The organism is Armatimonas rosea (assembly GCF_014202505.1).
Lineage (GTDB): Bacteria > Armatimonadota > Armatimonadia > Armatimonadales > Armatimonadaceae > Armatimonas > Armatimonas rosea.
In genome coordinates this window covers 289,564-310,758 of the sequence record NZ_JACHGW010000003.1, presented here as the reverse complement: position 1 = coordinate 310,758, position 21,195 = coordinate 289,564, and the positions used below count along the sequence as shown (strand labels likewise).

Annotated in this window: 13 protein-coding genes; 1 reads left to right on the top strand and 12 read right to left on the bottom strand. The window is 64.0% G+C overall.

The features are described 5' to 3' along the window. Window positions 1–136 precede the first annotated feature (136 nt). A complete protein-coding gene (locus HNQ39_RS16450; protein ID WP_184198615.1) occupies window positions 137–727 on the top strand; it encodes a hypothetical protein in 591 nt (196 codons plus the stop codon). Window positions 728–878: 151 nt separating this feature from the next. On the opposite strand, the gene HNQ39_RS16445 is transcribed toward HNQ39_RS16450, so the two are convergent. The 12 genes from HNQ39_RS16445 to HNQ39_RS16390 form a co-directional block, all read right to left on the bottom strand. Further along, entirely contained in the window at window positions 879–3,980 is a 3,102-nt protein-coding gene (locus HNQ39_RS16445; protein ID WP_184198612.1) for an efflux RND transporter permease subunit, read from the bottom strand. Next, the gene (locus tag HNQ39_RS16440) at window positions 3,977–5,665 is read right to left on the bottom strand and encodes an efflux RND transporter periplasmic adaptor subunit (protein WP_184198609.1); all 1,689 of its coding nucleotides are present in this window, start codon (window positions 5,663–5,665) and stop codon (window positions 3,977–3,979) included. Before HNQ39_RS16440 ends, HNQ39_RS16445 begins: the two co-directional genes overlap by 4 nt. Before the next feature lie 64 nt (window positions 5,666–5,729). Beyond that, window positions 5,730–7,592: a DUF6785 family protein gene (locus HNQ39_RS16435; protein ID WP_184198606.1), complete on the bottom strand. Its 1,863-nt coding sequence runs from the start codon at window positions 7,590–7,592 to the stop codon at window positions 5,730–5,732. 81 nt (window positions 7,593–7,673) lie between these two features. After that, window positions 7,674–10,043 (bottom strand): hypothetical protein, encoded by a 2,370-nt coding sequence (locus HNQ39_RS16430; RefSeq protein ID WP_221290058.1) that lies wholly within the window; start codon window positions 10,041–10,043, stop codon window positions 7,674–7,676. A 15-nt stretch (window positions 10,044–10,058) separates the two neighbouring features. After that, window positions 10,059–10,820: a DUF1559 family PulG-like putative transporter gene (locus HNQ39_RS16425; RefSeq protein WP_184198603.1), complete on the bottom strand. Its 762-nt coding sequence runs from the start codon at window positions 10,818–10,820 to the stop codon at window positions 10,059–10,061. Window positions 10,821–10,917: 97 nt separating this feature from the next. Next, on the bottom strand, window positions 10,918–11,775 hold the full coding sequence (locus HNQ39_RS30595) for a helix-turn-helix domain-containing protein (RefSeq protein ID WP_184198600.1): 858 nt from the start codon (window positions 11,773–11,775) through the stop codon (window positions 10,918–10,920). 2 nt (window positions 11,776–11,777) lie between these two features. Then, on the bottom strand, window positions 11,778–12,641 hold the full coding sequence (locus HNQ39_RS16415; protein WP_184198597.1) for a phytanoyl-CoA dioxygenase family protein: 864 nt from the start codon (window positions 12,639–12,641) through the stop codon (window positions 11,778–11,780). Window positions 12,642–12,711: 70 nt separating this feature from the next. Beyond that, entirely contained in the window at window positions 12,712–14,562 is a 1,851-nt protein-coding gene (locus HNQ39_RS16410) for an FAD-dependent oxidoreductase (RefSeq protein WP_184198594.1), read from the bottom strand. A 2-nt stretch (window positions 14,563–14,564) separates the two neighbouring features. Next, window positions 14,565–16,772 (bottom strand): early set domain-containing protein, encoded by a 2,208-nt coding sequence (locus HNQ39_RS16405; RefSeq protein WP_184198591.1) that lies wholly within the window; start codon window positions 16,770–16,772, stop codon window positions 14,565–14,567. Continuing rightward, on the bottom strand, window positions 16,756–17,613 hold the full coding sequence (locus HNQ39_RS16400) for a glycoside hydrolase family 16 protein (RefSeq protein WP_184198588.1): 858 nt from the start codon (window positions 17,611–17,613) through the stop codon (window positions 16,756–16,758). The genes HNQ39_RS16405 and HNQ39_RS16400 overlap by 17 nt, the downstream gene beginning before the upstream one ends. A 1-nt stretch (window position 17,614) precedes the next feature. Then, on the bottom strand, window positions 17,615–18,871 hold the full coding sequence (locus HNQ39_RS16395; RefSeq protein WP_184198585.1) for an MFS transporter: 1,257 nt from the start codon (window positions 18,869–18,871) through the stop codon (window positions 17,615–17,617). Next, a complete protein-coding gene (locus tag HNQ39_RS16390) occupies window positions 18,868–21,195 on the bottom strand; it encodes a glycoside hydrolase family protein (RefSeq protein ID WP_184198582.1) in 2,328 nt (775 codons plus the stop codon). Before HNQ39_RS16390 ends, HNQ39_RS16395 begins: the two co-directional genes overlap by 4 nt.

The window sequence follows — 21,195 nt, the reverse complement described above, 5'->3', positions numbered from 1 at the left end:
CCGCCCCTTGTACAGACTTAGTACAGACTTCGTATAGAGCTGGGCTCTCTCATTTAAGGACCTTACAAAAGCAGCTAAAATAATATATACTAGTGACCAAGACGCCCTCTCCAAGGGAAGGCGTGAGAGAAATAGAATGCAAGATCCACAATCGTTTCGTACTCCCCTCCTCGCTCTCACGCTACTTGGGAGCGCCGTGTTGCCCCACGTAGCACAGGCGCAAACCTTGACGATCAGCTACGCGTCCAACGCAAACCTTCAGTTCAACCCTGGCAACAGCCCCTGGTCGGAGGATATCTATAACTTCCTTGGGCTCTCTGGCAATCTCACGCTCACCACGGGTGTCACCCAGACTGTCAGCATTGTCAGTGGCACCCAGAGCCTAGGGCTTGACTTTAGCAACACCACGGCGTCCAAGACACTCAGTCATGATGTCGCGATCAATGGGGTTACCCACAGCTTCAGCCAGAGTGTCACCGTCAATGACATTGTTACCCCTACATTTGATATCACCAGTGGAGGCACCCAGGTCTTCCACTTCTCACAAGGGACGGTAGGTGTCACGCTGAATAGCCTAGAGACGGGCACGTTTAATCGGAACTCCACAGCGACCTTGCTGTATACCGCTTCCGCTGTCACCCCGGAGCTTCCCGGTACGATGCAGCTCCTCCCCGCTCTGCTGCCCGTCGCGCTGGTTGGGGCTCGAAAGCGCTTCAAGAAGGCGTAAGCTCCGGCCGATCAGAACGGCCGGACTTGAGAGCGCTCCGCGCTACGAAGGCCGGGTACCCTCTGGGTGCGGCCATCCCCCATTCCTATGGGCGGCACGCCCTTTCCAGCCAAAGGCTCTCCAGCCCCCCCGTTCTGATCGGGGGGACTCCCTACCGCCGCCGGAGACGCTGCCCGAGATCGTCGAAGAGGGTGTAGACACAGGGGACCACAAAGAGCGTGAGCACGGTCGACGTGATCAAGCCACCGATCACTGCGGTTGCCAGCGGGGCCTGTGTCTCCGAGCCCTGGCCCAGTGCGAGCGCGAGGGGGAGCATTCCCAGAACCGCCGCCGATGTGGTCATGAGAATGGGGCGCAGGCGGGTTGGGCTGGCGGTGAGGATGGCCTCATCGCGCGGCGTGCCCCGCTCACGGAGCTGGTTGGTGTAGTCCACGAGCAGAATGCCGTTCTTCACCACGATTCCCACGAGCATCAAGAGCCCGATAAAGGCCGTGATCCCAAAGGCGCGGTTGGTCAAGAAGAGGGCCAGCACCACCCCCACCGCGCAGAGCGGCACCGAGGTCAGGACGATCAGCGGGTAGACAAACGACTCAAACTGCGACGCCAGCAGCATGTAGATCAGCGCCACGGCCAGCGCCACCGCAACCCCGAGGCCGGCAAACTCCGTCCCGCGCCGCTTCTGGTTCTGCCCAAAGTCCCAGTACGTCCCCGGCAAGAAATCCACTTTCTCAAGCGCCTTCTTCACATCGCTCTCCACATCGCCCTGGGAGCGGTCCACCAGGCGCCCGTTCACCGCGATAAAGCGCTGACGGTCGAGGCGTGTCACCTCGTTGGGGCCAACCGTCTCAAAGGGAGTCGCCACTTGGCCCAGGAGCACGGGCTTGGTTCCCGTCCCACTGCGCGGCGTGATCGGCAGGTTCACCAGGGACTCCACAGACTTGCGGTCCTTCTCGGGGAGGATGACGTAGATCGGGTACTGGTAGCCCTTCTCCAAGTAGTAGCCGGACTGTGCGCCACCCGTGCTGGTGTTGATCGCGGTGGCGATATCCGCAAACGAGACCCCGAGCACCGATGCCTTATCACGGTCGATCTTCCACTGCAGCTCCGGGGTCGCGTCCTGGACCCCGAGGTCCAGCCCTTCGAGGCCGGGGACGCCCTTAAGCGCATCCAGCACCCGCTTGGCCTGCTCCGCAACCGCCTTATTGTCCTGCCCGAAGACATCGACCTCCATGTTGGTCGCACCGCCCGTGAGCAGCTGAGTCACCAGATCGTAGGGGGAGACCGTCGCACGGATGCCGGGAATCCCACCAAGGCTCTTCTGGACCTCCTTGATGACGTCCTGGGTGGAGTGCTTTCGGTTGGCCTTCAGGTGCACGGTCCCACCGCCCACGTGGCTCGCTTGGTCGCGCACCGAGCCACGCAGGCTCAGGGTCGCCCCCGACGCCGCAAAGACGGTCTCTACATCGGGGTGGGCCAGCAGGCGCTTCTCCACCTCCAGCATTATCTCATTGGTCTTGGCAAAGGCGGTCCCGATGGGGAGCTTGATATTGACCGTAAAGTCCCCGCTATCGGTCTGGGGCAGGGTCTCGGAGCCGATCAGCGGGACAAAGAGATAGCTCGCTCCCGAGACCAGTGCCGCGCCCGCCAGCACCCACCAGCGGTGCTTCAGCGCCCACGTGAGCCGCCGTCGGTAGTTGGAATCGAGCGCATCGAGGTAGCGCCCGGCCCAGCCAAAGAAGCCCTTCGACGGGTGCTCGCGCTCCAGCTCCAGCTCCTCACGGTGGATCAAGCGCGAGGCCAGCATCGGCACCAGCGTGGTCGCATCCAAAAGTGAGACCGCCATGGAGAAGACCACCACCAGCGCAAACTGCGTGAACATCTGCCCGGTCTGGCCCTTGATCAGCAAGATCGGCAGAAACACCACCATCACCGTGATAGTCGAGGCCACCACCGCCGAGGTAATCTCGGTCGCGCCGGCCACCGCGCCCTCCGTGGAGGAGAGCTTGTCGCGCTCGATGTGCCGGAAGATATTCTCCAGCACCACGACCGCGTCATCGACAATCAGCCCGGTCGCCAGCGCCAGCCCGGAGAGCGAGATGGTGTTGAGCGTGAAGCCACAGAAGTAGATCAGGGCAAAGGTCGAGAAGATCGAGACGGGAATCGAGAGCGCGACCACAAGCGTACTTCGGACATTGCGCAAGAAGAACAGGAGAATCAGGATCGCTAGGACGCCGCCGATAATCGCGGTGTGCTGAAGATCGGTGACCGAGTTCTGGATAAAGCCCGACTGGTCGTAGGCGAGCCGGAACTTGAGCTGGGGATAGAGCTTCTGGACCTGCTCCAGCTTCTTCTCGATCGCCTCCGCGGTCGCCACCGTGTTGGCCTCGCTCTGCTTGGTGATCGCTAGGCTGGCCGCGAGCTCGCCATTGAGCCGGGTGAGCACGCGGGTCTCCAGGTGGCTATCCTCGACCTTGGCGACATCGCTCAGGAGCACGGGCCGACCATTGACCTGAGCAAGCGGGATCTTGGCAGCATCGCTGAGGCTGGTGAAGTACCCCACCGAGCGGATCGTGAACTCTCGCTCGCCCTGCCGCGCGATCCCGGCGGGGACATTGATGTTCTCCTGAACGAGCCGTCGCTGCACCAGATCGAGCGAGAGCCCATAGGCCTGGAGCTTCACCGGATCGACCTCGACAATAATCGAGCGGGTCTGCCCTCCGGTGATGGTCGCCGTGGCGACGCCGTCGGCGGAGGCGATCAGCGGGGAGACCTCGTTTGCCAGGAGGCTGCGCAGCTTGACGATATCGGGGACGCCGGAGACACCGTAGATGCGAATGGGGAGGGTCGAGGGGTCGAACTTAAAGACAACGGGCGCCTGAAGGGTTGGGTCGTCGGGGAGCTGCTGGCGGGCACGCTGGACCAGCTGCAAGACATCGATAGCCGCCTGCCCGATATCCGTGCCCCAGTTGAACTGCACGCGCACCGACGAGTTCCCGGTTGTGGAGTTGGAGCTGATACTCTGGATACCCGGCGCCGACGAGACCGCTTGCTCGATGGGCCGCGTGACCTGGGTCTCCATCTCCTCCGGGGCGACATTGGGCCAGGTAGTATTGACGACAACCGTCGGGATCGTGATCTTGGGCAGCAGATCGACCGGGAGCTTGGTCAGACAGACAATCCCCAGCAAGACCAGCGCCGCGATCCGCATGACCACCGCCACGGGCCGCTGTACCGAGAAGCGCGCAATATTCATCGCTTCTCCCCCGTGGACGGTGAACGTCCGGGTTCTACGGACGGTGAACGTCCGGCTGTGGGGCCTGCGGCCGCGCCTTCGGCGGGTTTGTCGCCTTTTTTCTCTTTTCCGCCGCCCTCCTTGACCTTTTGGCCGTCTTTGACCGGCGAGTAAGAAAGAGTGACGACACGCTCGCCGGCGGAGACCCCGGAGAGAATCTCGACATCACCGCCGACCTTGGTTCCCAAGGTGACCGGACGAACCGCGGCCACACTCTCGGAATCGACCACCGTGACGGTCGAGCCTTTCGGGGTGGTCTTGACCGCATCCGTGGAGACCACTACGGCGGCGTTGATCGTCCGCAGCTCCAGAGTCAGGTGGGCGAACATGCCGGGGCGGAGCTTGCCACCCGCATTGTCGAGCTTGAAGCGGATCGTGTACTGCCGGCTCTGGGGGTCGGCGGCGGGATTGACCTCAGCAACCGTGGCGATCAGGGGCTTGTCGGGCTGGCCATCGAGGATGATCTCGGCGCGTGTCCCCACCCCGACCACCCCACTCTGCTCCACGGGAACGGTCGCCGTGACATAGAGCCAGTCGAGCTGCTGCACGGTAAGAAGGGTCTGCCCAGCGGTGACCGTCGAGCCGGCATCCACGGGCTGGGCGGTGACCGTCCCCGAGAGCGTGCTCCGAAGCTCGGTCTCGCCGAGGCGGGCGCGGGCCTGTGCAAGTTGCGCCTCCGCGGCCGCGACACCCTGCTTCAGGGCTGCGATATTCTGCCGCGACGCGATGGTCTGGGAGCGGCTGGAGTTGGCCAGGACCAGCGCCGACTCCGCGGATTTCTTGGCCGAGCGCGCCGTCTCAATATCGGTGGTCGCTCCCTTCTCGGCGATACTCACCTGCTGCTGGGCCGCGGTCAGGAGCGCCTTCTGGGAGTCCACAGCGGCCTCGGCAGTGGCGACTCGTCCCTTTGCGGTCTCGACCACGTTGCCCTGGACCTCCAGTGCGGTCCGGGCATCATCGACCGCCTGCACCGCCACAAAGCCCTTGCTCAGGAGCGACTCGGCGCGGGCCAGCTTAGCCTTGAGGTTGCTCTGGTTGGCGACCGCACTCGCCAGGTCGTTCTTGGCGTTCTCCACCACGACTTGGGCGCTCTTGACCCGCGCATCGGCATCGGCGACCGCGGCCTTGGCGGCGGCGAGCTGGGCATCGCGGGTCTGCTGGGCACGATTCAGGGTAGACTGAGCGCTCTCCACAGCGGCGCGGCGCTGGTCGATCCCCGTGAGGACCGTCACCCGGCCCGTATCGACCGTCGCCTGTGCCTGCGCGAGGCGGGCGCGTGCCTCGGCGAGGTTCGCCTCCTGCTGGAGAACAGCGTCCTTGAGGTCCACGGGGTCGATCCGCACCAGGGTCTCCCCCGCCTTGACCACGCTTCCCTCGCGCACCGCCAGAAAGGTCACCCGCCCCGAGGTCCGTGCGGCAAGCTTTACCGTGCTCGGCGACTCCAGCGAGCCGATCAGCTCCAGGGTCTGGACAAGGCGCTTTGGCCCGGCGGTCGCCAGCACCACACTGGGGGCCGCCCCCTTGCGGGCGGTCTGGGCCTTGACCAGGTCGGCCGCAACCGTGCGCTTGTCCTGGAGTCGCCAGACAATGCCACCGGCGAGGCCAGCCGCAAGAATCGTGTAAGGAAGCAGTGAGCGTAGTTTCATCTCAAGAGTTACTGTACACGCTTTGGATTAAAAATAGATGCGTTTTCTCCTGTCTTAGAGAAAATTAGCTAGGGAGGTTGTTGTAGCCCACCCCGGTAACATAGCCCATCCCAATCCAAAAGGCCGCACTCAGCACATCCCCGACAATCAGCCCCAGAAAGAAGGGGAGGGCCGCTTTGTAGAGGCCCATCCCCCCGTAGCGCATCATGAGCGACTTGGCGAGCCAGCCCAGCAAGATAGAGAACCAGGTGGTGTGGACCCCGTGCACCGAGGCCGCCAGAAACCCAATCGGGTGGAGCCCCGCCCCGAGCCGGAGTCGCGCCAGGAGCAGGCCGCCCACGAGGAGAAAGCCGCCCAAAACATGCAGCCCGTTGCTCGGGGCGGGCTTGTAGGGCACCGAGGCGGCATTGCCCAGCACCTTCAGGGGAATCTGCGGCCCGGTCTCGTAGGTCCAGCGCTCCGTGAGCATGCTCGCCCCGCCCGAGAGATAGGGCAGGCGGATACAGGCCCAGGCACCGACAACAACAGCAAGCGCGACCGCGATCCCCAGCCAGCGCGTGTGGGTCTTGGCCCCCAGCCCGGTTCCCTCCCCCAGCTTGGCGGCATTGAGCAGGCCGGGCAAGAGCAGCTCGCGGGTGTTGTAGACAGTCGCGTACTCCACCCGGTAGAGCGTATAGAGCGCCGTGGGAGAGAACGGTGCCGTGCCCAGTGTCGGGGCGAGGACATCCAGGCTGGTGTAGGGCATCGCCATAAAGAGAATCCCCGCCTGGCAGGTCGCCCAGCCGACCGTGACCAGCGCCAGCACGACAAAGAGCAAGGAGAGCAGCACCAGCGGAGCCGGGACCCCTGCCAGGAGCTCCCAGAGCCCGAGGCCCCCAAAGCTCACGGCCAGCCCGAGGCGCACCCGCCCGTACTCCGGCTCCGAGAAGACATGCTTCAGGTGGTGCCGCGCGGTCCAGAGGCACCATGCGGTCAGCGCGATCGCGCCGCCAAAGGCCTGTAGGCTATGGAACTGGCGCTGCGAGAAGAACCCCAGCGCCCCCGGCTGGTCCCAGTTATTGACCGCCGCGATCAGAGACTCCAGCTTAAAGAGCAGGTGAAAGAGCCACACCGAGAGCCCCACCTCGCCGGGGAGGAGATAGCCCAGCCCGACAACCAGGGGGTAGAAAAAGATCGCAAAGGGCCCGATCTGGTTGAGGGGTGGCTCGGTGAGGTAGTCCATCAGGCTCCAGTTGGTGGTGATATCGGGGAGGGTGGGATAGAGCAGGTGGAAGCCCTTGAGCCCGTGGAGGCTCATCGTGAGCACCAGCCCGAGCCAGAAGACCGGGCGGCGTGTCAGGCTCTGGGGCTCCGTGGCGAGCTGGAGCGGGAGGGTCACAAGGGGAAAGGCGAAGCGCTCGCTCTCGATCCACTGCTTCCGAAAGACCGCTGCCACACAGAACGATGCCAGCAAGAAGAGCACAGCAGGGACGCCCCAAGCCAGGAGCGGCCCGAGCCAGGCTCCCCAGGGGACGTGCTCCTGACCACGGGGGTAGCCTCCGAAAAACGCCCGCGCCGCGGTTTCGTCGTGCATCTTGAGCCAGCTCGGCTGCGCCCCCCAGACCTTGCGCTCCCACTCGTTGCTCGCTGTACTCAGCGCCACGGGAGCGGGGATATTGGGAATCAGCGTGCGCATCAAGCCCGACGAGGGAATCCCGCTGGTGACAAGCAAGATGGTCCAGACTGTCGCGAGCTCCGCCGGGCTAATCTTCAGCCGAGGCACGAGCTGGCGGAGCGCGGCAAGCAGGGCCAGTACGGCAAACGCGACCGTCGGAAACTGGTTGCCTCCCAGCAGGGTCGCGGCAACCTTGTAGTTGTTGTAGGGGGTCCAGACACAGACCACCACCGCCCCGATAAGGCCTAGGATCAGAGCGCGCGGTGTGAACATTGCAGGTGCATTCTATACCAAGGCCAGCGAGAATAGGTTTATCCGTAGCGCTTGATTGTTTATCAAATTCGCTCTCGCTAGCTACGCGTAGATAAATCGCGCCGTCGCGGTGGCGTCTTGCTCCGCAATGCAGCGCACCCAGTAGGCCCCAAAGGCGGCGGGAAACGTATGGACGAGCGGCTTGCCGGGTGCGACCGTGAAGCGCTCGTAGGGAACCCAGAGACCCGAGCCCGTGATGTCCACCTCGATCCGAAAGGCCCGTGGCGTGCGCTCTTGGTGCTCCAGCTGCAGGGTCTTCTTGTCGTAGCCGGTCATGAGGTAGGGATCGGAGGGGACTTGGGCACGCACGAGCGTGCCTTTCCACGGCCCCCCCTCCCCCTGCGGCTTGCCCAGCGCCCAGAGATCGTCCACGACCCCCAGCCAGAACGTCAATTTGCCGTCGTCGGAGCGGACAATGTGCCCAAAGTCCTCGCTGACGATGCCACTGACCACCAACAAGCCACGCCAGGACGCGTAGTCGTAGAGCGCTCGGTCGTGGGTGGTGATCGGGCGAATCTTGGCAAAGCCCCCGGCGTTCTCGGCGGGGAGCTCGTAGAAGGTCCCGTGGGCATGGAAGAGATCGCGCTCGGTGCAGACCTCGCGGCAGACCCGGCCCTCGCTTGCCTGGAACTTGGGAAGCCGCCAGCGCTGCTTTTGCTCGTCGGTGTAGATCACAGAGGCCGCGTCTTCCTGCAAGACATTCTGCGGGATCGCGTAGTTCGCCTGTGCCCAAGCCGCCCCCGTGGGATCGGCGATCCGGCGCAGGGTTAGCGACTCATCCAGATCGTAGACACCGCCGTCTGTAGTAACCGCGCGCAGGGTCTTGAGATTCGCGCCACGGGCGTAGAGCAAACCTCTCCCCAACCCCCGGGTACCCCCTGGGTGCGGGCAGTCGTTCCTCCTTGGGAAAGGGGCTATTTCGGATTCCCCCTTCCCCAGCGAAGAATGAGCGCCCGGGGGAGGGGGCTGGGGGGAGAGGTAACTCGGGGAGAGGTTCCGATACTGTACCACGGCGGTGATGCTCTGGCAGGGCTTGTCGGTGCGAAGGCGGAGCCACGCGCCACGCTCTTTCAGCTCGGTCCAGAGCGTGCCTTGCGGGGGAAGAGTCATCTTCCGTGCTGTGCGCCAGCGGTTGTCGCCGCGCTCGTCGAGCTCTAGCGTGACCGTCACGGGGGTATTTCCCGTGTGGGTAATATGCAGCCCGCGCTTGGCATAGCCCGCAAGGAGGAAGGCATCCGACGGCGTGTTGGCCGCGACCATGTCCTTCAGCCAGAGTGCACCGCGCCCGAAAGCGGGACCGAGGTGATCGAGGCGCTTGGGCTCAACAAACCATAGGTTGGACTGCGACTGCCCCGGCCCGGCGAGCTTGCCCTTGGCGGCGCGCTTGTTGAGAAACTCGTTCTTGGCCGTGTCGTCGCAGCCAAAGACCACGCGCTCGCCCCAGCGGCAGAAGTCCCCGATGACTTTCAGATAGGTCGAGCGGGGCGCGATCCCGGCAGACTGGCTCGGGCGGAAGCCGCGGGGGAAGCGCCAGAGGGTGCCGTGCATCGTCATCAGCAGGTCCCGCTCCCCGATCTCCCGGATGCGCGGCCACTCCGTGTTCCAGCCATGGGCACCGTCGTAGCAGTGGCTCGCCTTGGGCAACCTATAGCTGTGCCACTTGCCACCATCCAGCACCTGCAAGATCAGCGAGCGGTGGTCCCAGCCGATACTCCAAAGCGGGTCCGAGTCGTTTTTATTGCCCTCGATCCCGCCGGGGCCGGTCACCTCCGTGAACTGGTTGCGCCGCACGACCCGCCACTCCTGCCCGCTCCACTCGGCCAGGCAGCCGGAGGGAATATCGGGCTTCACGAGCGCGAGGTCGCCGTGCTCGCCGTTGTTGGCATAGACCACGCGCCCCTGCCCCGAGTAGAGCCCCTTGCCGTGGTAGCCGGGGAGATTGGCCTTGCGCCCAGTCTTCTGCTGCTCGTCGGCCCAGAGCTCCGTGACCGCGAGCGAGTGGACATCGAGCTCGTAGAGCCCCTCCTCCATGGTCGCACAGTAGACCTTGTTCTTGGGATCGGTGAGGTGGCGTGCATTGCCCGTGTGCCGCCCGAACATCTTGCTGTAGGGGATCGTGCGAACTTTCCCCGTGGCGTCGATCACATACGGCCCGATAAAGAGCTGCTGGGACTCGCGGTGAATAAAGCGGTTGGCGGGTGTCCCCCCGATACTCTCGGGGCGGATGGTCTGTTTCAGATCGGGCGTGAGCTCGTAGAGCTTGTCCGACGAGCCGGTTGGCTTGTGGGGGGCATAGGTCACCGCCCACAGCCGCCCAGCCCAGACCACGACCGCGCCCGTGCCGCACTCGCCTTCATCGTTGAACATCGCCAAGTGGGGATAGATCCCCGAGACAGAGTGCGGCTTTTGCATCGTGCGTCTCTTGCCTTAATCCTCAGCGCGTGTCCACTGACGGCGCAGTGATTTTTTCTGAAACTTCGCGTGGCCATCCGTGAAGCAGATATTGAAGCCCTCGTTGTGGCGGCGTGTCATGACCATGTTGGTGTTGTTGTTCCAGCACTCGCCGGCCGGGTTGTTCGTGGTAACCGGACAGGTCAGCGGCCAGTAATCGGCGATATTCTCCGCCCAGAGATCGAGGTTCTTCGCATCGGTGATCAGAATCGTGTCCGCTGGCAGGGCGATGGAGGCTAGCGAGACACCAAACTTGCCCTCCCCTTGCCCCGCGGCACCGGTGCCCACCCACTCCGATGCGCCCAGATACGAGCCCGCAACACGGAAGTTCTGGTTCTGGTCACGGATCGAGCTGTAGGCGTAGGAAACATCGAGCGTGCGCGTCCCCGCCGTGGTACTCGTGTCTCGGATGACGATATTTTGTACGGGTGCGCTGGGGCACTTAAAGATCTGCCAGTTTTTAATGTAGGGCTGGATCAAGAGATAGTAGGTAGTGCGCTGTGAGAAGGGCTGACCGGTGTAGGGGACATCCACATACCAGAACGGCATGATTGTCTCGTCGTAGTCCTGGGCATACATCATCGCTCCAAGCCCCTGCTGCTTCAGATTGGAGAGACAGGTGGTTGCGCGGGCCTTCTCACGGGCCTGGGCAAAGACAGGAAAGAGGATAGCGGCAAGAATCGCAATGATCGCGATCACAACAAGAAGCTCAATAAGGGTAAATGCTCTGCGTTGCATCAGAAAGTTCCTCCTGCGGAAAAGATGGTGCATTATAGATTTCCCCTACAGGGATTTCAGCCGCTCCTAGACGTACTCTTTGTGGTTTTCGCTCGTCTTACGCGCCGGGGCTACGCAGGAGCTGGCGGTAGCGGGCGGGTGGGTGGAGGTAGCGCTGGGTGAAGATTCGCGTAAAGTGGCTCAGGCTCTCAAAGCCGACCTCGGTGGCGATCACAGCGACTGTCTGGTCGGTGGTGACTAGCAGCTGGCGGGCGGCGCGGAGGCGCTCCTCGGTGAGGTAGCTCTGGGGAGACTGGCCCAAGAACCGATGGAAGGTGCGCCGCAGGTGAGCGGGGCTGACACTCAGCTGCTGGCAGAGCTGGGTAATGTCGTGGCTGGGCTCGCGGCGGATACGCTGGAGCGCCTGCCAGAGCCAGAGCGGTGCATCGAGACGGGTGAGGGTCGCAGACTCCGAGCTGGCACGCAGGTCCCGCCAGCAGATACCAAAGACTCCGGTCGCCAGCCCGTTGGCGATCAGGCGCGAGGTCGCGTTTTTGGGCCGTCGGCTTGGCACCAGAGCCGGCCCTCCGACGTCCTCCCACTCCGCGACAATCGCGGCGGCCAAGGGTGCGAGGGGAACCGACGGTGTCCAGAGCTGTGGCCCCCCAAGGAGCGGGGCCAGGTTGAGGCGGCCGTGAAACTGCACCCGGAGCCCCACGGAGAGCCACTGAGCGCCCTGGGGTGTCTCGATCCGGTCACGGGGGAGATCGGTTGGCACCAGGAAAGCCTCGCCGGGCTGGACGCGCCAGGTCTTGCCCCCCAGCTCGACCTCCAACACGCCCGCCTGGACCACATAGAGCCCCACTCCCAGGCCCACCCCGCTCCAGCCGCGCACGACCGCCCCCGGCTTCCAGTCCCGCAGGCTGGCCCAGACCACAGCGACCTCTGCCCCGGAGAGCAGTGCCTCGTCAAACACGGCTAGTCGTAGTTCCGCACGGCCCCGACCGGCGTATCGGCGGTGCGGCGGAAGCGTGCCATGCGCTGCACATCCTCAGGCTGCGGGAGCCACCAGCGCTGCGCCGGTCGCCACTCTCCCAAGAGCCAGCGCGCCTCTGCCGAGAGCCCCTCCAGCTCGCCCTCGCGGGGGAACTCCCGGTCCAGGGGCCGCATCCAGGTCGGGCAGTAGGAGATGTAGGCATTCTTGCGCTCGATCGGGCTCTCGTTGGGCGGGGCGGCGTGCCACTGTGCCTGGTGAAAGGCAACCACGGTTCCTGCCGGGCAGTCGAGCTTCACGAGGTCGCGGGCGTAGTCCTCGATCTGAAATCCCGTGCCGCGCTTGCCATCCAGCTCCGGCCGCTTGTGCGAGCCCCGCACGACCTGCAGGCTCCCGCCGTTGCCATGGGTAAGATCGGTGAGAAAGTAGCCAAACTTCAGGTAGTGCAGCCCCATAGCCCCGTCGATCTTGGGAAAGAGACCCGGCCGCGGCCCATCGGCGTGCCACGGTGAGGCGCTGACAAAGTCGCTCTTGCCGGTGCCATCGTTGGGGCGGCTCACAAAGTTGGACTGGCACAGGTGAAACATCGGCCCAAAGACATCGTAGGCGAGCTGAAGGGCGGGCTCGTAGAGGGCGAGGTCCAGCAGCGCCGGGTCGTGGACCACGCAGTTGGCCACCTTCACGCTGCGCCGGGTATGGTCCCCGCGCTGCGCCGTGGTTACCCGGTCGATCGCCGCCAGTGCCGCCTTGCAGAGTGCCTCGGGGAGGAGCTCTGGCAGAATAAAGTAACCGTCGTCTTCCAGCTGTGCAATCAGCTCGCGACGCTGTTCATCGGTGAGGGAAGGCATGGCTCTATTGTAGCCCAAGGCGGCCGAGCGCCGACCGCCTCCGGGCTCAAAATTTGTGATTATCGCTCCCCTATGCCCCGTGGGCACCGTGCTTGGCACTCTCCTCCAGCCCACTGTCGGGCGCGGCGAGGTCGTCTGGGGAGACAAGCGCACGCACCTCAGCGAAGGCGGGGCCTTCCGGGAGGGCCGGGATCTTGTCCACAAAGGTCGCCAGAGGCTCGAAGGCAAAGACCCGTGCCAGCGCATCGCCCCAGGTCTCGGTGCAGGTCAGGCGCAGGGCGGTCGCTTGGATGTCGAGGGGGACGAGCACGAGGCGCTGGTAGTTGTTTTCCTCGGTGTAGACCTCGCGCCAGGTGCCGCTCTCGTCCTCAGCCTCTAGGCGAAACGCTCTCACGAGCGAGTCCGGGACAGCGCAGCGATCGGCGCTCTGGGGGTAGACATGGGCCATGCGCTTGGTGTTGCTCAGGTCACTATCGAAGACAAGGCGTGCCCCGGCAATGGTCTGCGGAGTCGCCCAGTGGTAGGAGACACTCTCCCCCACCGGTGCTTCCCAGGCATGGGCCTCGTCCTCGCGGTCCCGCTCCATGCCATCGAGGAGTCGCTTGGCCGGGTCGCCGCAGAGAGTCGCGGCGCAGGCGAGTGCCCCGGGAAGCTTGAGCTTGCCCGGGAGCCAGCAGTCGTCGTCCATGAGGGTTTCTTGGAGGAGCGCGATATCGAGCAGGCGTGGGTTGCAGTTTTCCGAGATACACAGCGCCGCCGCCGTGCCCGCCGCCTGCCCGATCACGGCGCAGGTCGCCATGACGCGCGTCGACGAGAGCGCGGCGTGTGTCACCGAGATATTGCGCCCGGCGAAGAGGAGATTCGGGACGTTTTTCGAGTAGAGCGAGCGGTAGGGAATGCCGTAGGGCGAGGGCGCGGGATGAAAAATCGTCGGGCGGCCCGGGTAGAGCAGCCCCGCCGGGTGGTGATCGTCCATGCTCCAGCCCCCGTAGGCGACAATATCGTCGAATTTTCCTTCCGCGCGAATATCGTTCTGGGTGAGGATATAGTCCCCCACATAGCGGCGGCTCTCGCGCTTTCCGGGCAGCGAGCCCAGCCACTCCAGCGCCCAGTTGGTGGCCTTTTCACGCTCATCGGCCTTGTTCTTGAGGTAGTCCCAGACCCCGTAGCCCACCCGGACGAGCTCATCGCGGATCGCCTCGGAGTCGCGGATCGTGTCGTTGATCCCGCCCAGCTCGATCCACCAGAAGTTGTGGCCGCTCACCCCGCTCATTCGGTAGCTGAAGTCTGCTTCCCCATTGAACTTATAGGCCCAGCGCGGCGCGGTGAAGGGCTGGGGCTCGTCGGTGCGGCGCAGCTGGATCAGGAGCGAGTTGCCCATGGTCTTATGGTCGGCCTCCAGCGGCTCGATGTCCTCGTCGAACTCCGCCCGTGCCTCCCGCCCAACCCGGTACTCGGCGGGGGTCAGCTCCGCGAGGATGCTATCGCCCGAGCAGTCGATAAACTGCTTGGCCGTGATCGTGTGCCAGGTCTGGCTGGTGAGCTGCCAGGCGCGCACCGAGACGATCCTCTCGCCGTCCATCGTGGCATCGGCGCAGGAACAGTTCAGGAACGGCGTGAGGTTCGGCTGGAAGCGGATCTTGCTCCAGAGCACCGCATCCCAGACCGAGTAGTTGCGCGCCGGGTTGAGGTAGAGATTCTCCAGCTGAATCTCCTCAAGAATTCCGGTCTCTTTGTTGTGCTTGCCGTGCGCTCCGCAGATCCACATCCGAATCTCACTGGACGCGTTGCCGCCAAAGACGGGCCGGTCGTGGACGAGGGCAGTGCGTGCCCCGTTGCGTGCGGCGGCGATCGCGGCGCAGATCCCCGACATCCCGCCCCCGATCACACAGACATCAAACTCATGGTTTACTTCGTACATAGTTACAGTTCCGTTGCCAGGAACCCGTGGCCGTAGCGCAGGGTTCCCGTGGCCGTTGTGGTTGCTTGAAAGAGCGTCTGCTCTGGGTTGATTGCCTTGAGGCGCACTGCTGTCTGGCCTACCAGGACAGTCGCCGTCGGCGCAAAGATCGGTGCTTGGAGCGTGATGGTCTTGCCCTTGCGGGTGAGGCGCGTCGCCTCGCGGCAGGCATAGGCAAGCCCGACATTAAACGCCGCATTGAAAGCCGTCCAGCCCTCCGGGTGTCGAAACGCGCCGTCGGGGTTGTTGGGGTAGTGCTCCGTCGCCGCCGTGGACGAGAGCGTGCCGCGGACGAGCTCCAGCCGGGCGCAGGTATCGTCGCTGAACTTCTTGGGCCAGCCGCGCTCCACTCCATAGAAGTCCTGGGGGCCACGAAACGCCGCGTGTGCCCCGAGGGGATTGCGACCAAAGAGCGCATCGAAGTGGGCCGTGGCGATCACTCGCAGCCGCTCCGCACGCTTTTTATCACCCGTGAGCCGTGCCACGGAGAGCGCGCAGGCAGGAAAGCCCGCGACATTGCCCGGCTCGTTCCAGCCCGCCCCGCCGTGCGAGCCCGCCGTGAAGCGCGGCAGGGTCCAGTTGGTCTCGTCGTACTTGCGAAAGTCGTAGGCATTTTCGGAGCGCGCGATCATCACCTCGGCCCACTTCGCCAGCCAGGGCCGAATCAGTGGCTCGGCGTGTGGCAGGAGCGCCGTCAGACCGGTGACAAGCATGTGCTCGCTCATGCGCTGGCCCTTGGTGACTTTGGGGTCGGTCGGATCGAGTGTCGTGCAGACCCAGCGTGCCTGCGCGATCGCCGTGTCTAAGAAGCGCTTGTCTTTGGTCGCTTCGTGGAGCAGGACATTGGGCAAGATCGAGTGTCCCGGGCACTCTCGGCCCTTGTAGTCCCCGACTTCGGTCTGGATCTCAAAGTTCCAGTTCTTCAGCACGAAGGCCTTGGCACGCTCGTAAACACTCACCGGAAGCCAGCGGGAGAGCTGCGGCCAGGCATAGACAAAAAAGGCGAGCTGCTCGACAGTCTGTGGATGCAGACGTCGTCCCTTGGGGTCCCCCGACGGATCCGCGCTCTCGGGCTTGACCAGGAGCCAGCCGACACCCCAGTGAATCAGCTTGGCAATATCAGGCGCATCGGATTTGGGCGGCTCGATCTCTCGAAAGTACGCTTGAGCGGCTTCGAGCGCCCCGGCATCGCCATTGGCTTTTACTTGCTTGAAGCTTGCCGCCAGCGGCCTCCACTCCACCTCGCGCTTTGCTTGGTCAAAGAACGACGGGTTGGCGAGATAGAGCATCACCAGCGAGGGCACCTCGTAGCTGTAGTACGTCCCATCGCGCCAGGCCGACCCGCCGTAGGCCGAGGGGTGCGTGCCGATCAGGGAGCGGCAGTCAACAAAGAAACGCAGCGCAGGGTCGAGCGAGGCCCGAAGCGTGACAAGGGGCGCGATCTCAAACGGATCAGAGACCAACCCAGCCGCTTCGATGTGAACCTCTGCCTGAGTAACCTCTCCCCCTGCCCCTCTCCCGGGCGCTCGTCCCTCGCTGGGAAAGGGGAGTTTGAGCGCGGTGAAGTCGCCGATGCCGCCTCGAATCACGCCCTTAAAGAGTACTTTTTCGCCTTGCTTGACGACAAACGGCGTGCCGTCGGGGAGGGTGGGAGCGGTGAAGCGCTTGGGAGAGTCCGGGTCGTAGCCGGTCTGGTTGAGAAAGAGGGGGACGGGCCGCGGGCGAGGCGTCGCACCGGGGAGTGTCAGGGCGGGGTAGCTCGCAGACGGTCCAAAGACACGTACCTCGACCAGGCGCACAGTGCTCGGCTCGGCAAAGACCAGCTGGAGTGTGTCGGTGGTGACGGGCGCGGGCAAGCGTAGCTCGACCACGGTCTTATCGTTGCCCGTCACCTTGGCTAGCTCGCGCCCCCGTCCATCCCGCACGCTCAGGTCGTGGAACTCGCTCCCCCACGCGCCCTCATTGAGCCAGCCCGTGCCGAGCTGCAGGCAGGCGATTGTCTGTGGCGTGGCCCACGTGAGAGTGAGCGTGTGCGGCCCCGTGCTCCCACTCACCCAGCGGCTCTCGTTGGTCAGCTTGCCATCGGTGAGATTGCTCGGTGCGTAGCTAGGATTGAGCACCGACGAGGCTTTGAGAATCGCCGTCGTCGCAAGGTTAGTTTGTGGTGTCATTTCGCTTAAAAACTCGCACATAATCGATATAGGCTCGTGCCGTGCCACCGTCTTGGATGAGCTTGTTTTGGAAGATCGTGCCCGTCACCCAGTCGTTTACGCCAAAGCAGCTCCCGGAGAAGATGAGGTAGTGCGGCACCTGCGGGATGAGCGTGGGCTTGTCGATCGTGCGGACGAGGTTGCCATCGTAGTAGAACTTTAGCGCCGTCGGGGACCACTCAAAGCCAATGGTGTGAAGCTCTTGAGTGTGTAGGCCGGGTGCCTTAACCATGGCCCCGTTGGACTTATGCGCGGGCTTGGCGTAGCCGTCCCAGTGCAGGCCCGTCGAGTAGGTATCCCCTGCTTTATTGCCCTCGATAATATCGATCTCGGCACCATCGTTGGCCGTGCCATCGGTCACACCTTTGGGAGCGGTCAGCCCTGCCTGATCGGGCATCATCCAGAACGCGGTCTGGTAGCCATCGGGCTTGACCAGGTGCAGGCGCGCCTCCAGATAGCCATAGGTCGTCGCAAAGTGCCCCTGGGAGTTGAAGCGCCCTGCAAAGTAGGTATTGTCCTCGGTCTTGGATTTTCGGTAGTAGAGATAGGCATAGCCGTCTTTTTCCTCGACCTGCTCGGCATCGGACTTCACCAGGATATCGGGGCGCTTGCGGGTGGTTGTCTCCACGGTCCACTTGCGCGGGTCGATCACCGTGTCGTTGAACTCGTCGGAGAAGACCAGCTTCCAGCGGTCTTTATCGCTAGCCGCCACCGACACGGGCCGTGCCTGCGCGGGAGTCTGGGGGTCCACCAGGCTCGGCGTGGTCTGCGACAAACAAAGGAGGGGGAAAAGAAACATCATGTTATTTTTTCTTCAGGGCCACGCTCAAGAGAGCGAAAGCGCAGAGGTGGAGCCCGGAGAGCGCAAAGAAGGTCGGGCGGTAGCCGAAAGCACCGACGGTATTTCCGACCAGAGAGTTCATCAGGAGTCCTCCGAGTGTGCTCCCGGCCGCCACCAAGCCAAAGACCGTCGCCAGCTTGTCTTTTGGCACGAGATCGGTGACCAGGGTGCTCCCATTGATCATCCAGGCCATGTGCGCCAGGGTCACGACCATCGCAAAGGCCAGTGCCGCATTGACCGTTGGCGCAAGGACGATCAGCGCCGTGAGGGGTGTCAGGCAGGCACAGAGGAGCATCACCCGCAGGCGCCCTGCCACGGTCGGCATCCCACGCTTGATGAGTACTCCCGAGAGCCAGCCCCCGCCGAGTGCCCCAAAGTCCGCGGCGAGAAAGACCACCCAGGTGATGCTGACCTGCTGCTGGGTCAGCCCGCGCTCCGCGACAAGATACTTGGCGAGCCAGGACTGGATAAAGTACCACAGTGGGTCGGTGAGCAGGCGTGCGAGGAGCAAACTCCAAAGTACAGGTTGCTTCCAAAGCGCGACCTCTCCTCCCCAACCCTCCTCTCCCGGGCGCTCATTCTTCGCTGGGAAAGGAGGGAGGCAATCCCCTTCAGGTTCCCCTTTCCCAGTGAGGTACGAACGCCCGGGAGAGGGGCTAGGGGAGAGGTTAGACTTGTACACCAGCAGCCAGGGCACCAGCCAGACAAGGCCCGCAGCTCCCGTGGCAAAGAACGCGTTCTGCCAGTGGCCGGTCGAGGCGAGCCAGAGGATCAGCGGCGGCGCGATGGTCGCCCCGATAGTCGCCCCCAGGGTGTAGATGCCCACAGCCAAGCCCCGCTCCTTGGCCGTAAACCACTCCGAGACCAACTTGGGCGCGGTTGTCCAGTTCCCCGCCTCCCCCAGGCCCAGCAGGAAGCGAAACGCACTCAGCGAGGCCATCGAGCGTGCCAGTCCGGTGAGCATGTTGGCCACGGACCAGAACGAGATATAGAGCGAGAGCGCCTTTCGTGGCCCTAGCTTATCGGTGAGGCGCCCGGAGACCAGATACGAGATCGTGTAGGCAACCAGAAAGAAGTTATTGACCGCCGCGTACTGCGGGTCGGTCATGCCCAGGTCTTTCTGGATGGTCGGGGCGAGAATGGCCAGGGTCTGCCGATCCACGTAGTTCAGTACCGATGCCAGAAAGAGCATTCCTACCAAGACCCAGCGTAGGCTCATAGAGAGACCTCCTTCACCACAAGACCATAGGGCGGCAGCGTTAGTGCCAGAGTCGTCCCGTGCGCCGTGACCGTCGCCGACTGCACCGCCGCACTGTCACTGAGCACGAGCACAAAGAGCGTCTTGTGATCGTCGGACCGGGCCGCGAGCACCTCGGTCATGGGGTTGCTTGAGGCAAGCTGGCCGGCGGGCATCCAGAGGTGCGCGGACTTCCCGTAGACCGTGCCGGGCGCAAACCCCACACTCTGCTGCGGCCCCACTTTCGGAGTCACAAAGCCACGCGGAAAGACAACCTTACCCTCCGAGCGCAGCTGCGCCTCAGCGAGGAGATAGTCCATGATCCAGCCGACCTGCCACCAGGCGTGGTGGGGATACGGCCCCGGCCCGGCGTTCATCGCCTTCCAGTAGTACGATGCCACGCCGGATTTTGGGTCCACAAACGCATCCCGGCCCAGCGCGGCGTGGCGCGCCATGTCCAGGAAAAGCCGCTCGTGGGTTGCCTCATAAAGACGAACAAAGAGCCCGGCGTGGCTACAGAGCTGGATCGGTCCCATGGAGTTGGCGGAGCCGTGTGTCCCCCCATGCTCCATGCTGAGCCCCGCTTGCGTGAGCTCCCAGTCCTCACGCGGGAGATTCTTGACGGTTTTCTTCTTCCGTGTCGGGACCGGGTGCGTGTAGGTCCAGGTCCAATAGAGCCGCCCCGCCTTGAGTGCCGCGTCTTTGTAGCGTCGCTCTCCCGTCGCGGCGTAGAGATCGAGAAGGCACTGGGCACTCTGGCCCGTGGCAAAGTCCATCACAAAGTCCGCATCGCCACAGACCCCAAGGTAGTGGCCGCGCTCCACCGCACTCTTGACAAACCAGTCCGCGCCGCGCCGCGCCGCCTCTAGGTAGCGCCTCTCGCCTAGAATCCGCCAGGCAACATAGAGGCCGTACCAGGTCGGGCGCAGATCGGTGAGCTTGGGGTAAGAGAGCTGGTGGCTCTCGCGGTCGTAGGCAACATCAAAGGAGCCATCGGGCTTCTGCCAGCGCAGCAGAGTCTCCGCCCCGAGCTTGAGGCGCCCACGAAGCTCCGTGTCTTGGGGGGAAAAGAGCAGGATATTGCCCATGTCGATCAGAGTGTAGTAGGTCAGGGCCATGGGCTCGACATACGGCCCCCACTCCTCGACAAACTTCTTCTGGGTCTGGAGCCAGTACTGCCCCAGCACCGCGCCCTGGAAAAAGCCCCCCGTGGTCTCTTGCTGGGCGAGCTTGAAGTTGCGCACCAGCGGCAGACGCTCACGCTCCAGCACGGGGTCTCCCGTCACCTTGGCGAGCATCCAGAGCGCCCCGAGATCGGAGTTTTTCATCGCCTCGCCCTTGGTCGCGCCCTTCACCCCTCCCAGGTACGACTGCGCCCCTACCCGCAGGCCACGTGCGGTGTCTTCTTGCCAGCGGGAGGCGACCGGGTCGCTCACGTAGGTGTGCATCTTTGCTAGGCGATCCGTGAGCGAGAGGGTCTGTTTTTTCAGCGCCAGCGCCGCCGAGAACGCATAGATCTTCTCCACGACATGGGTGTAGACCGGCTCCCAGCCCCCCGGACGCAGCACAAAGCGCAGGTTGAGGGTCGCGGTCTGCCCCGGCTCCAGTAGCGAGCCCGCCTCGCCGAGGACCGGAGCGTAGAGGGTCGGGGTGAGCGCTCCGGCACGCTCCATCAGGGAGAGGCCCAGCTTCCAGGTGTTGTGTGTCAGGGCATCCCGCTCCCAGGGATCGCGCCCCGTCCCCGGCTCTGCGACCGCTGCCAGCGTGGCGGCCCGAGTGCTGAGGAGCGCGAGCAGCGTGGTCGTGGTGCGCTCCCGGGCGAGCACGGGCTTACTCGGAATCCCCTGGCCGTAGGTGTAGGCCAGGTCAAGATCGGGCTGGAGCGCGGTGCCTTGCCAGTGCCCGGGGATCATCCCCCAGGTCAGCTCGCGGGTGGTCAGGGTTGTCAGTGCTGGTGACGCCAGCGAGAAGTAGCCGCGCCGCTTGGCCGTGAGGGTGAGCGCCACCCGCACCTCACCGGGTGTCTCTGGGCTCAGGCGCCACTCCGCCTGGACGGTCGCGGCGGGGCACTCGCCGGAGAAGGTATTTTTATCGCGCACCGACAGCAAGAAGCGAAAGGCCTCGCCTGCGGTGTTGGCGGCGACCTCTTTAGGATCGGGCTTGGTCTCGGAGAAGAGGATCGTGTACTGCCCTGCGGGTTTCCCCAGCGCGCGGCCCTCTACGTCTACAGTCGTCAGTGCCCAGCCAGCGTCCGTCTTTTTCCACGCTAGCCGACAGAGCGCATCGCGCAGCTCCCAGGTCTCCAT

Excerpts from the sequence above, each read along its gene's own strand:
- HNQ39_RS16445 (WP_184198612.1), bottom strand. The coding sequence starts at position 3,980 with ATGAATATTGCGCGCTTCTCGGTACAGCGGCCCGTGGCGGTGGTCATG.
- HNQ39_RS16430 (WP_221290058.1), bottom strand. The coding sequence starts at position 10,043 with ATGCAAAAGCCGCACTCTGTCTCGGGGATCTATCCCCACTTGGCGATG.
- HNQ39_RS16440 (WP_184198609.1), bottom strand. The coding sequence starts at position 5,665 with ATGAAACTACGCTCACTGCTTCCTTACACGATTCTTGCGGCTGGCCTC.
- HNQ39_RS16425 (WP_184198603.1), bottom strand. The coding sequence starts at position 10,820 with ATGCAACGCAGAGCATTTACCCTTATTGAGCTTCTTGTTGTGATCGCG.
- HNQ39_RS16405 (WP_184198591.1), bottom strand. The coding sequence starts at position 16,772 with ATGACACCACAAACTAACCTTGCGACGACGGCGATTCTCAAAGCCTCG.
- HNQ39_RS16390 (WP_184198582.1), bottom strand. The coding sequence starts at position 21,195 with ATGGAGACCTGGGAGCTGCGCGATGCGCTCTGTCGGCTAGCGTGGAAA.
- HNQ39_RS16450 (WP_184198615.1), top strand. The coding sequence starts at position 137 with ATGCAAGATCCACAATCGTTTCGTACTCCCCTCCTCGCTCTCACGCTA.
- HNQ39_RS16400 (WP_184198588.1), bottom strand. The coding sequence starts at position 17,613 with ATGATGTTTCTTTTCCCCCTCCTTTGTTTGTCGCAGACCACGCCGAGC.
- HNQ39_RS16410 (WP_184198594.1), bottom strand. The coding sequence starts at position 14,562 with ATGTACGAAGTAAACCATGAGTTTGATGTCTGTGTGATCGGGGGCGGG.
- HNQ39_RS16435 (WP_184198606.1), bottom strand. The coding sequence starts at position 7,592 with ATGTTCACACCGCGCGCTCTGATCCTAGGCCTTATCGGGGCGGTGGTG.
- HNQ39_RS16395 (WP_184198585.1), bottom strand. The coding sequence starts at position 18,871 with ATGAGCCTACGCTGGGTCTTGGTAGGAATGCTCTTTCTGGCATCGGTA.
- HNQ39_RS16415 (WP_184198597.1), bottom strand. The coding sequence starts at position 12,641 with ATGCCTTCCCTCACCGATGAACAGCGTCGCGAGCTGATTGCACAGCTG.